This is a genomic window from Methanobrevibacter sp. V74 (assembly GCF_963082495.1).
Taxonomy (GTDB): Archaea; Methanobacteriota; Methanobacteria; order Methanobacteriales; family Methanobacteriaceae; genus Methanocatella.
On record NZ_CAUJAN010000004.1, the window covers coordinates 63,222 to 75,000 of the forward strand.

An 11,779-nucleotide genomic window follows, 5' to 3' on the forward strand; every position below is an offset into this window, starting at 1 on the left:
GGCAATGAGCAACAAGGAAATCATAGAACTCCTAAAAACAAAAATATGAACGTGAAGTTTCACTCACAACATTTAAGGAATTCAAAGCAGGATTAAAAATAACCAAAGGAGATTTCCTGGAAACACTTCTGTATGAAATACAGGTAATGAAAACTCAAGGAGCAACAGATGAAAGTGTCAGAAGATGGCTGGATGAGGAACACAAACTTGAAGTAAGCAGAGCAACATTCTCAAGATTCAAAAAGAAATATCATCTAACAGATAATGATAAAGACCCAAGAGCAAGACAAAAAGACGCATTGACAAACAGGGCAATCACACAAAAACAGATAACAGACAATAACGTTCACGAGGACAATATAGATTTAGCTATTGATTCAATTCTACAGCAGCAGGTCACTGATATTAAAACAGGTTTGGAAAACTTAGATAAAATAACTAAAAATGCAGTTGGCCTTGAAATCGACTTTGAAAAGCTGGACCTGGAAGTAAGATACAATGCCAATGAAAAAAGTCTGGCCAGATATTTAATCGACATTACCGAACTGAAAATCAGATATCTTGAATTATCAGTTAAAGCATTTGAAGCCAAAAACAGATTATTCAAGGATGAAATGGACAGACTGTTCAAAAACAGGGTTCTTGAACTGGAAGATAAGAAAATTGAAATCTCACAAAAGGACATAATGAATGAAATAGAAATCCTCGCAAAGCAAATTGATGATAACAATGTATGATGAAAACAATGAATTCTATTTAGATGCTAGGGATAAAGCTATTCTTCAGAAGTGCGTATATGAGAATCCATATATTCCATTCAATCCATTTCCAAAGCAGGCCGAGATGATACTGGCTAGAGAAAAGGAAGTCTTGATTGGTGGTGCCGCAGGAGGTTCCAAATCAACAAGTCTGTTGATGAGGGCACTGTTTTATGTTCAGGATGATGTTAATGAATATCATGCCCTCATCCTGAGACGTACTTTATCTGACTTGAAGCGTAAAGGAGCTTTAATTCATAAAGCAAGTCAGTGGTTAAATCGAAATGAAGTTCAAAATAATGCAAGCATCAAACCGAAGTGGAATGGAACAGAACATTCATGGACATTTCCCAATGGAAATTCACTAACCTTTGGATATTTAAGAAACATCAATGACCTCGATACATATCAGGGTTCCGAATACCAGTTCATAGGAATTGATGAACTGACACAGCTTGAAAGATTCAAATACATTTACATGAGGTCAAGGGTAAGAAAAACAAAAGACAACAAACTTCCTACACAGTTAATGTGCTCCAGTAATCCCGGTAAACGTGGGAACAAATGGGTTCGTGAAAGATTCATAGAAAAAAATAGACACTGATATTCAGGATAAATCACAAATTCGTTTTATTAGCTCCAGCTATCTGGATAATGTTTACCTGGACAGGAAAGATTATGAAGAATACCTGATGGGATTGGATAGAGTAACACGTGAGCAGTTAATGAACGGTAACTGGTATGCTTCAGTTAAAGGTCAGCTGTTCGACGAATCCGACTTCCATTTGATTTCTCATGATGAATACATGAAAATACCAATCGTTAAAGTTATCAGATATTGGGATCTTGCAGCTACTGAAGTGTTGAATGATGATAAGTTGAAAGGAAGTGATCCAGATTTTACAGCCGGCGTTCTGCTAGCTAAAGATCTGTCCGGAAATATTTATATTCTGGATTCATATGAATTTCAATTGGAATCCAGAAACCTGATCAATGAAATATTAAATACTGCAGCACGTGACAAGTCAGATGTACAATACATTGAACTTGACGGAAGCACCGGTAAAAACTTCGGATTATTAATTATAGATGAACTAAACAGAAGAGGATTCACTACAGGCACTGGTAACTCAAGAGAAAACAAAATTGACCGTGCAAGAAGAGTTTCAGCTGATATTCAAAAGAATGGAATTTTCCTTGTTGGAAAGGATTCGACCGGGTTCACGAAAAAATGGGCGATGGAATTTCTGGAAAAAATAACTGCATATCCAAATGAGGCCATTCATGATGACTGTGTAGTGGCATTCACTGGAGGTTACGAAAAAATAGTTTCTGAAGTTCAAACTCAAAGAGTTAATGTGGATAAGTGGTATTCCACATGACAATTATTGCATTATAATCAAAATACTAAAATTAATTAATCAACAAATAAAAAAAGGATAATGAAGATGGTTATATGGGATACATTTATAAGATTACAAATACTATCAACAATAAAATTTATATTGGTCAAACTATTAGAAATCCCTTACTTCGAAAAGAAGAACATTTTAATAATCTAAAAAATGGAATACACCACAATAGTCACTTACAACATAGTTTTGACAAATATGGAAATGTTTTTGAATTTGAAGTCATTGAAACATGTCCTGATGAAAAGTTAAACGAAAAGGAAATTGCTTTAATTAAGAAATTCAAAAGTTACGATAAAGGCTATAACGAAACCAAAGGGGGAGACGGTTTTGTTGGTGCAGGCAAACATAGAGTTGTTAAAGCAGGAACAAGCTATGGAGTCAAATCTGTATCTGGTAAGTCTATTTTATTCTATTCAAACGATGTTGAATTTCTAAAAGAGTTAAGTTATCATTTAAGGGTTGGAAATTTAACACAACCAGAAGTTCGAAGAATGTATCAGAACGAACGAGTCTTAAGTAAATTAGAGAAACATTTTGAAGAAAACGAACTAATATATTATTTGTATAGGGAATATTTGGACGGTAATTTCAAAAGTAAAGATATAAATGATATTGTTTGGGAGTGGAGCCCTTTAACAACATTAGAGGATTTTAAATCAAATATTCTTGTTAAAACATTTGATGGTTATTATGCTGAAGAGATGAGAATAGCCCCTTATGAAATTGAGTATGTAGAAACAAGAAATGTTCGTTATCCAGTAAAAAAGTTTCTTGATTTTCTTACAATTAATCCAATTTATAATGATGAAATAAGCGAAACTTATGTTATAACTGATATTGATGGTTTGTGTGAAAGATTTGATGTTGTTAGTTACACAATAGGTGATGAGAAATTTAATCCTACTCGTTCTGTTACAATTCGCAATTGGAATTATGATGAGTTTATAACTCATATCCACGTAATAGATTATAGCGAAGACCAATATAAAGAAAATGGTCGTGTTTATAAAAGATTCTTGGTTGATAAGATTTTATAAAACTTATATTCCGCTATAATGTCATTGTCCATCTAACAATTTTCTTCTACCTTCCCATATCAACTGACGTTGCCTTTTTCTTAACTGCTTATATAGGGTGCTAGATTTTTGAGTTGTAAATAACCTTCAGTTTGATATTATTTTTCTTATTTTCGTATATTTTTTTACTCAAATTTGTAGCCCACGATTTATAATTTTGTTATATTAAAAAACGGCATCAATTAATAATTAATTTTAAATATAATGAGCAACAAATATTTTATTAGTGAATTAACATGTTGCCTGGATTAAATTATACTAAAAGATGCCGTAAATTTAGATTGTTGGACAAAGTATTTATAAATATCGATGATAAAAAGAACAGACACATATTTAGTGAAAATGGAATAAAAAACATTAAAATGATGATTACATGTATAAAAATCGTTTTTTTAAGTAAATTCTATAATTATCCAGTTTCTAGAGTAATATATGAGATTAACATTGATAAAAAACTAAAAAGGTTCTTAAAAATTGAGAATGAAGTGCCGAGTGAAGCACAGGTTTATGAATACTTGAGTCGTTATTCTCCTAATCAATACAATAATATTAGCAACAGCTTTTTCAAATTGTTCCTTAAGCTAAATAAGAATCGTAAAAGTGATTGGATTGTTGATGCAACTCCAGTAGCTTGTGATATTAATATTCTAAAGAAATACGTGAGTCCCGAACATCTTGAAAAATTAGATTTAGATATGGGTTTTTCAACCACTAAAGGCTATTATATAGGATTTAAAGTCACTTTAGTCTTAGAAAAAGATTCATTATGCCCCATTTCTGTAATTATCCATTCTGGTGCGAAAAATGATAGTAAAATTTTTGATGAAGTTTTAGAAGAATTGAGTAGAAGGCGTTTACTCAAAAAAAGACAAGTAATTCTTTTTGATAAAGGGTATTACTCCATGGAAAACTATATTAACGCGATTAACAAGTATAACGTTGTTGCAGTCATATTTCCTCGCATTTACTTCACTATTGAAAAATTAGATGCGCGAATGTCCACATCATTGGATATATTTTACGATGAAAATACTTTAGAAGAGAATAAAGAATTATTCCTCGAGTTAACAACAATATTATATGAAAAACTAGAAAATTGGAAGAAATTAAAACCAATAAGGGGCTTAATTGAAGATTTCTTCAAAGTATGCAAAGATGCATTTGGATTAGGTGAATTCCACGCATATACTCAGAGTTCCATGAGAAGAAACATCTATCTATGCATATTATTATCAACACTAGTCATACAACAAGGCTTCGACACAAAAACAAAACTACAACAATTGGCTGAAGGCAGAATAGATCTTGAACCAATTAAATCAAGAAAATCTAAAAAATCTAAGGAAAATAATAAAACAAATGAAAATCAACAAGTGGGCGAAAAAACTGACGAACAAACAACACTCCTAACTAAAAAAGAAGTCCAATCCGAACTAGATTTATTTACATAAATCTAGCACCCTATGCTTATATTCCCAATACATCTGTGATGTGACGTGTCCATGTAATCTGCGATATTCATCAATCCTTACAATCTCAGCCTGCACAATAGCTGATTCGCCTTCATGCCAGCAGTACCATGGATGATGACAAGGCACATCATTTTTAAAAGCCAATCCTGTTTTGCAGTTGTTACAGTAATCCACAAACCACAACTCATCTTCCCTTTCTTGCTTTTCCTTTTTGGCTTCGATTATCTGTTGTTTTATAGATTTCATAATAAATCAAAAAAATTTATAAAAACCATAAAAACTATTGAGAAATTTTGGGATGGTTTTTTTAAATAGCTTCCAGAATCCTTTAAATTAAAAAAGAATAGCTATCATCACTTTCCAATATTATGATTTTTTAAAAAACCGTATTTTTCCAGGGTATGCGGGAAGTATTGTTAAAGTTACCTCCCCCTTATCCTGAAATACATTGGTTTTCATCAGAAAAGCAATTACCGATTCCAACTAAAAATTCTCCAATCAACCTGAAAACAATTGTAAGCAGTTTTTTATAAAAACTTTTGTGAAAGTTTTTTAAAGTTTACATAGTTTTTTCAGTTTTTCAGTTTTCATGGTTTTCACAGTTTTTATCGTTTTTTACTTATCCATGTTGGTTTTTTAACTTCTTCATCAAAGTTCATGATACTTAACCCCTCAACAAATTTATCTTCTTTCATAATGTCTATAACCCATTCACCAATCTCATAGCAGATATTCTGATATATTGAATCGTCAATGTGCTTTAAGTCATAGTTGATTGATGCAACTTCACTTTTGGCCAAGTCATATACATTAGCTCTGCCGGAACGGGTTGTTACTTGAATAAATTCCTTGTCTGCCAATTCATACATGTATTTCCTAACTGATGCCTTACTTAATCCAAGATTTTGAAGTGAGAAGTATTCATTGGTTGTAATTCCCATGTCCAATACTTCCCTATCCTTTTTCATTCGCCAGTCTTCGATATTGTTTCTGATGTCGTTTAAAACCTCAACTGCCTTAGGGGACAGGTTTGCAGATATGCTTTCCTTGTATGGCTTAAGCAAGCTCATGAATTCCTGCACATCTGCAATGTTAGTCAAAATTACTTTTTTACCGTCAACCTCATAGACTTCATGGTTATAGTAATTCAAGGCCGTTATTGTTTTCAGTATGCCGTTGAACTTATCAAAATCTCTTTTATAGAAAGCAGCGTCCTTCAGGAAGTTGATGACAAAGTAAACATATGGATTTATTATTACAATGTTTTCAAATACTTCCTTAAGGTGCAATAACATGTATGGCACTAGCTCAGCTTCCTTTTCATAATGTTTTAGGATTTTGTAGCTTTTGCCGTGCTTGAATTCCAGTGCACTGTTTCTTTTATTGAAGATATTCTGATTGTCCATTCTTGGAGTGATGAAAATGCTCCTGCTCATTTCCTGATCATCAAAATAATGGTTAGGCACTGTAGTGTATGTAAGACATGGTCTGCCGACAAGTTCAAGATCCTTTACTTCCCATCCACCTTCACCGTCAGGAATGTTTAATGGTTTGTTTAGAAAACCGTCTGACTGCAGTTCCTTCATGAGGTTTTTGGATTCTTCCATAAAGTCATGGTCATTGTTTCCTCCCATATCCCCATAGTTAACGATTTTGCCGTCATAGAAAAATTTGTCTGTTTTTGCACGATTGAAGAGTGCTGCTTCAGTAATCTTTTTCTCATTGACAACAAAACGTTTTGGAATCAGCTTCAATGCGGTTTCCCGGATATGTGACTTGCCGCTGCTTGCTTCACCCAGACATATTACGGATACCGGATTTCTTAAGATAATCTGTCCTGCATATACGTAAATGCATACAATATGTTGTTGCGTTCACCTGCTGTAAACCATTCAACAATACTTCCGATATAAATCAAAGGTCGGCTCAATGATTGCAGTTTAGTGATAGCTTCCTTTAATTTAACACTATCCTTTTCCTGCTCGGCTTGTTTCCTGTCAGCTATTTCCAGTTCAATAACGGATAGCTCATTTTCATAGTGAAGCTGCAGGAGTTGTTTTACCTCTGCGAACTGGTTGTTGACAATCTTCGAATTCATGTCACCTTTGGGATTTACAATCTGTTTGAACTGTCTTGCGACATTACTCTGAGAAGATAATGTAGCTGGAGTTTTGTTTAAGTATTCTCCAATTTTATTACCGTCTTTATTTTTAAATACATATGTAACACTCTCTACTTTCTTTCTGTTGATAATGAGAGTTATTGTATCTTTAGTAGGTAATTCAGCTACATTACTCATTTTGTTCTTGCTCCATCTATTTTACTTGGACGTCACGTACAATGAAACTGTAATAGACATAGCTTCCGGATTTCTCTTTGACCTGTATTGTCATTTCATATAATCCGTTGACGAATTCATGGTATTCTGCAAGATTAACGTTTATGAGGATATTGGATTTGCCAACACTTCCAGCATTTTCAAGTTCAAGGATTGAAGTGATGAAGTCAAAGAGCACACTTCCTTTTCTGATGTTTTTGTGAAGGTCTCCATCGTTTTTGAGATTGACATTGATTTCAATGTATAATTGGTCATCATCCTGGAAGATGTAGAGTTTGAATCTGTTTACGGTTTTTTCTTCACCGTCATCATCGAAAGTGTATGATGTTACTGAAGACATTTCAGGTCTTCCTCTTAAGAGGGTTCCGTCTTCAAAGTCTCTTAATTCTGCTTTTTCATATCCTTCCGGAATTTCTACAATCTCTTCGTAATCTAATTCTGTACCTGTAAATATGGTTTGTTTAGTATTTTCAAAACTCATTTTATTTGTCTCCTAAAAATATTAAAGAGGATTAGCTATTGTCCTCTCTTAAAAATTTTGATTGGTTAACTATTCTTTCAGCTGACATTTCTTCTGCTGACACTTCACCTGCTCCAATCAGTTCAGCTATTGCACGATTTGTTGCACGTGTTTTTGCAGTAGACATGATGGTGTGATCGCTCACTTTGTCTTTGCCTTTTTCAGAACGGGAGCATAGTGCATCTGATTCAACACTTCTACCATTTGGTAGAGTTGCTCTAACACAGTAGTATGCTTCTTTTATCCTGCCGGCTTTTGTTCGCTCCAAATCACGGTCAACAATTGCGGTATCAACATTGAATGCTCTTGACAGCTTTTGCCATGCTGACTTTTTCTTAAAGTGTCTTTTCACTTTAACGTAGTTACCTTCTTCATCTTTTTCTTTAACGATTATTTCCTGATAGTCTGTGTCATTCAATAACCCTTTACAGAGTTTTTGATAAGCGTCCCATTGTTCATGGCCACATCCACGTCAGGGACATTATCAACTTTAACTAATTCAGTTTCCTGAGAAACCTGCGGTTCTTCTATAAGTTCTGCTTTTACCATTTTTTATCACCTTGAAAATTTTGGGAGGATTGGTTTATAATCCTCCTGTGCTTGTTGCTATTCCAATCCAGCCGATGGCTACAGCAAATATCATGCTTCCGATGAAAATCATTTTTGGATTGGGATCCATCGGTTCTTCTTTTGGATATAATCTTGCTGGTTTAGGCATATTGACCAAACCTCCTGATGCAGACCTCAATAATGAAATTCAAATTGATTATTGTAGTCATTCCACCATTTCTGTGAATAACAACTGTTTTATTATCTGGGAAATTCAATTCGTCTGATTTCATTACCGCACAATACGGATTTTCATCTGCAGATACGAATGCAATGAAATGTTCTTCATCCAGATTCCTTTGCATTTCAAGAATTGCATTTTCCATGTTCATCATCCCTTTTGTGTTTCCTGAATCCGACAATAAAAGCTTCTCCTCTTATGAATTTGATTAAACCTATATCTCCTTCAGTTGCATATTGAATTAATGACAGTAGTTTGTCATGTATTATTGTCTGGTATGCTTTTTTTCCACCATCGACCAATACGATACCGTCATCATCAATGTAGAGGATTTCCTGTTCAACGTCTCCTTTGGCAATTTTGATTTCGCCATTGTGAGTTAAAATGCCATGGAAATTATCTTCAAATTGATTAATTGAGGTTGTCATAATTTATCAACCTCATTTAATGCAATAGGTGAATAGCTATTCATTTGAATTCACCCAAGTGTTCTATTCTATCAAATACCAGCCATATTCTAGCCCAGATGTTTTTTGGGACTAAAACATGGACTTCTCCGTTTATTTCTTGTTCCTTCATTATTCTTAGACTCCCGATTTTATCTTAAATTTTTAGTTCGTCTGCGTGTTTAATCAAGCCTTATTATCTTGATTCTGTATGATTCGAAGAATTCTCTTTCATTTCGGATGTTTTCCGATTCCTGAATTTCAGAGATAGTTTCTTCAAGTGCCCTGAAATTATTGAAAATTATTATTTCGTTGGGCCGGGGTTTTATTGCTTCACACATTTTTTGGTGTCTCCTGTTTTCCCTCATGGGGAGTTAGTGATCAACAGTCTAAAACTCAAGTGGCCAGAAGTCTTTGAAAATAAAAATAGTTTGTAGGTAAAATCAATATTCCATTCTTAATCGCAATATTTTGTGGAACAAATATAAGTTTTGCTTTATTTAAATTGAAAATCTTTATATATTCCTTAAAATAAACTAGATATTGGGTTAAGTTTTGGAAAGTATTAATTTTTAACAAAGTTTGCAGACTGTGTTTAATTATTTCTATTTTCTTACTGACCCACTTATATTCTACTTATTTTTTTCATGATTCCTGTTTTTTTGATATTTTACCTCCAGATATTGATTTTCAGCCTTCACAAAAGAAAAGTTTTACGAGTGTGAAAAATTGTTCTCACTCATAAAAATTGTTCTCACTTCGTAATGGCTAATCATAGTTTGTCAAAATGAATATATAAACATTACTATTGCTCCTTTGATGTTAAATCGTTTAATTATTACAATGTTATACTTGAATATAAGGCATGTATTTTTCCAAAATTCTATAAACAAATAAACAAAAAAATATGAAAAAAACTAGAAAAACCTACAATACGAAACTCATGATGGAGCCATCATGTTGACAAATTGTAGTTAAAAAAATGTAAAAAAAATAAAAAATAGAAATAAGGTTTTATCCCGTATTTCTTAAAGCTTTTTTGATATAATCAATTTCGCCCTTAAGACCATCCAGTTCAGCATTCAATTTTTGATTTTCACTCTCCATTGCCTGAAACTCCGGAGATTTGATGGATAACTTCTCAACATCAAGATTGATTGTGACTGCACCCATATGCTCAATATATTTTTCTCTTAAACGCAAAGGGTCTTCCATGAAATAGGAAGTTCTGGTCTGATCCTTTCCTCTGCCCTGAAGTTCATCGATTTCATCCATGCTCAAACCGTCATTGTACAGCTGGCTTGCATGAAACTTCCTCAGCATGTGGGAACGGAAGCGGTTGTATGAACCTGCCTTTCCAAGGTTCAGCTTGTTGTTGATTTTGCCGAAGGGATTGTTCATGTGAGTGGAACTGATATTGAAAAGAGGAGTTGAATTTGTAAGTTCCCTCTCATCTATCACAAGATAGTGAATTATTTCTGCTGTAGATTCCGGACTTGAAAAAGTGGTATAGTACTTGTTGGTTTTTTGTCTTCTTAACCTCCAGGATGGAACCACATCATCACGGCCGTGCAATGCTTCAATAACATCATCTATATTGTCCTTGTGATGGTAATCATAGGTTGCCTCAATGAAATCCTGAATGGTAATGTTTAAAGTTTCCCTTTTTGCACATCCGCTGCTGGTCATGAAGAGAATAATTGCTTTCATCAACGGATTGACCATCTTCAGGATATGCCTAAGCAATTCCTTGTCGGGCAAATCATTATAAGAAATAGGCATAGGCTTTTTGATATTTTTCTGATTTAACTTTGGCATTTTACCAATTTCAATATCAAAACCTTCTTCATATACGGTCATAACCCTACTGACATAATTTTTGACTGTAGTTCCAAGATGACCTTTCTTCATCAAATGGTTTCTGAATGCAAGAAGTCTTGACCTCAATTTTGAATGTTTCCATTTGACTTCTTCACGTTCTTCCTTTTCGGCTTCTTCTAACAACTGGTAGAATGGTTTTTTATGGTATCTTGAATACAAACCAATGGCGGTGGCATAGCTATCATAGGTAACATCTTTAAGCCCTCGCTCATCACAAAAGCTTCTTAAAAGTTGCTCATCTTTTTCGTGCATAATCATATTTATTACTCCTATATAAAATGTCTTTTTACCAAGAGCATTTGATAAGTAAGTGCAACGGGATAGGGTCTCCTTTTTCCCTACTCTTGTATCAGTGAAACACTTCTTGTATGAAGTTGTTTTAATCCCTGTTGTGTTGGGATTTCCTCCTGTGAAATTCTTAGCTTGGTAACGAGCCTAAGAAGTTGCATGAGCAAAATGTCTAATGAAACACTAGTATCCAGTGTTGTCAAGGCTAGAGGAAGAATAAGAATGGTTAATTAAAGTGAACGAATGCAAGCATCGTGACAAATGACGATAGGTAGGATACAAAGCACTATAAAGAGTGCTACTATCGATTGCAATTAGGAAATAAGTCAATTACTTTACTTATGCTTATAACGCACAACCCGTAGAATTGCCGGTGTAAAGTTCGGACCTTACCTTATTCGTATCTGATGGGAGATTAACCCGGTAAGCCATTTGAAGTCCTAAAAGAAGACTCTTTTTTTTTTAGGTAAGCGGATTGCGAATGAAGTGGAATTCTTCAGGTGGTAGAGGATTTTGAAAAAGCGAAAGCCGTTAATTATCGAAAGATAGCAGGAAAACAGGGAAATTATTAACTGTGAACGGATACCTGCCCTTTTGTGGTAGGCATGGAAACATGGCTAACTTTCAAAGAGTAGACAACGTGTAAATAAAACTATTAATGTTTGTTTGTTAAAAGGATGGTGATAAAGTTGAGTTATGCTCAAAACAACATTGTTTTAGAGTCCACAACACCATACGCTACGATATGGTCTGATACTGATTGGAAAAAGACCTATAAGTATGTAAATAAACAAA

The 11,779-nt window shown here is 34.0% G+C and carries 16 protein-coding genes and 1 pseudogene (1 of these 17 running past the window's edge); 6 read left to right on the forward strand and 11 right to left on the reverse strand.

Annotation, left to right across the window (positions count from 1 at the left end; all coding sequences use genetic code 11):
• Nucleotides 1-146: 146 nt before the first annotated feature.
• The 5 genes from Q9969_RS07330 (at nucleotide 147) to Q9969_RS07350 (ending at nucleotide 4,700) form a co-directional block, all read left to right on the forward strand.
• On the forward strand, nucleotides 147-737 hold the full coding sequence (locus Q9969_RS07330) for a hypothetical protein (protein WP_305555886.1): 591 nt from the start codon (nucleotides 147-149) through the stop codon (nucleotides 735-737).
• A 106-nt stretch (nucleotides 738-843) separates the two neighbouring features.
• Nucleotides 844-1,362 carry a phage terminase large subunit gene (locus Q9969_RS07335; RefSeq protein ID WP_305555889.1) on the forward strand — a complete coding sequence of 173 codons (519 nt, stop codon included), beginning with the start codon at nucleotides 844-846 and terminating at the stop codon, nucleotides 1,360-1,362.
• A gap of 88 nt (nucleotides 1,363-1,450) precedes the next feature.
• Entirely contained in the window at nucleotides 1,451-2,140 is a 690-nt protein-coding gene (locus tag Q9969_RS07340; protein ID WP_305555892.1) for a hypothetical protein, read from the forward strand.
• 74 nt (nucleotides 2,141-2,214) lie between these two features.
• The gene (locus Q9969_RS07345; protein WP_305555895.1) at nucleotides 2,215-3,210 is read left to right on the forward strand and encodes a GIY-YIG nuclease family protein; all 996 of its coding nucleotides are present in this window, start codon (nucleotides 2,215-2,217) and stop codon (nucleotides 3,208-3,210) included.
• Between the two features lie 275 nt (nucleotides 3,211-3,485).
• Nucleotides 3,486-4,700 (forward strand): transposase, encoded by a 1,215-nt coding sequence (locus tag Q9969_RS07350; RefSeq protein ID WP_305555898.1) that lies wholly within the window; start codon nucleotides 3,486-3,488, stop codon nucleotides 4,698-4,700.
• On the opposite strand, the gene Q9969_RS07355 is transcribed toward Q9969_RS07350, so the two are convergent.
• The 11 genes from Q9969_RS07355 to Q9969_RS07405 form a co-directional block, all read right to left on the reverse strand.
• Nucleotides 4,689-4,967, reverse strand: coding sequence for a hypothetical protein (locus tag Q9969_RS07355; RefSeq protein ID WP_305555901.1), 279 nt, complete (start codon nucleotides 4,965-4,967; stop codon nucleotides 4,689-4,691). The two genes, Q9969_RS07350 and Q9969_RS07355, sit on opposite strands and share 12 nt — an antisense overlap.
• A gap of 359 nt (nucleotides 4,968-5,326) precedes the next feature.
• Nucleotides 5,327-6,475, reverse strand: coding sequence for a hypothetical protein (locus tag Q9969_RS07360; protein ID WP_305555904.1), 1,149 nt, complete (start codon nucleotides 6,473-6,475; stop codon nucleotides 5,327-5,329).
• Nucleotides 6,476-6,543: 68 nt separating this feature from the next.
• On the reverse strand, nucleotides 6,544-6,819 hold the full coding sequence (locus tag Q9969_RS07365; RefSeq protein ID WP_305555907.1) for a hypothetical protein: 276 nt from the start codon (nucleotides 6,817-6,819) through the stop codon (nucleotides 6,544-6,546).
• Between the two features lie 217 nt (nucleotides 6,820-7,036).
• Nucleotides 7,037-7,540 carry a hypothetical protein gene (locus tag Q9969_RS07370; protein WP_305555910.1) on the reverse strand — a complete coding sequence of 168 codons (504 nt, stop codon included), beginning with the start codon at nucleotides 7,538-7,540 and terminating at the stop codon, nucleotides 7,037-7,039.
• A 31-nt stretch (nucleotides 7,541-7,571) separates the two neighbouring features.
• Nucleotides 7,572-7,997 carry a hypothetical protein gene (locus Q9969_RS07375; RefSeq protein WP_305555913.1) on the reverse strand — a complete coding sequence of 142 codons (426 nt, stop codon included), beginning with the start codon at nucleotides 7,995-7,997 and terminating at the stop codon, nucleotides 7,572-7,574.
• Entirely contained in the window at nucleotides 7,994-8,128 is a 135-nt protein-coding gene (locus tag Q9969_RS07380; protein WP_305515511.1) for a hypothetical protein, read from the reverse strand. The genes Q9969_RS07375 and Q9969_RS07380 overlap by 4 nt, the downstream gene beginning before the upstream one ends.
• 34 nt (nucleotides 8,129-8,162) lie before the next feature.
• Nucleotides 8,163-8,297, reverse strand: coding sequence for a hypothetical protein (locus tag Q9969_RS07385; protein WP_305555918.1), 135 nt, complete (start codon nucleotides 8,295-8,297; stop codon nucleotides 8,163-8,165).
• On the reverse strand, nucleotides 8,290-8,514 hold the full coding sequence (locus Q9969_RS07390) for a hypothetical protein (protein ID WP_296890921.1): 225 nt from the start codon (nucleotides 8,512-8,514) through the stop codon (nucleotides 8,290-8,292). The genes Q9969_RS07385 and Q9969_RS07390 overlap by 8 nt, the downstream gene beginning before the upstream one ends.
• On the reverse strand, nucleotides 8,495-8,797 hold the full coding sequence (locus Q9969_RS07395; protein WP_305555921.1) for a hypothetical protein: 303 nt from the start codon (nucleotides 8,795-8,797) through the stop codon (nucleotides 8,495-8,497). Before Q9969_RS07395 ends, Q9969_RS07390 begins: the two co-directional genes overlap by 20 nt.
• A gap of 200 nt (nucleotides 8,798-8,997) precedes the next feature.
• Nucleotides 8,998-9,156, reverse strand: a complete 159-nt coding sequence (locus Q9969_RS07400) for a hypothetical protein (protein ID WP_305515515.1) — start codon at nucleotides 9,154-9,156, stop codon at nucleotides 8,998-9,000.
• Nucleotides 9,157-9,829: 673 nt separating this feature from the next.
• Nucleotides 9,830-10,948, reverse strand: coding sequence for a site-specific integrase (locus Q9969_RS07405; RefSeq protein ID WP_305555924.1), 1,119 nt, complete (start codon nucleotides 10,946-10,948; stop codon nucleotides 9,830-9,832).
• 713 nt (nucleotides 10,949-11,661) lie between these two features.
• Here Q9969_RS07405 and Q9969_RS07410 point away from each other — a divergent pair.
• A pseudogene (locus Q9969_RS07410) lies at nucleotides 11,662-11,779 on the forward strand (reverse transcriptase domain-containing protein) (it continues 1,063 nt past the right edge of the window).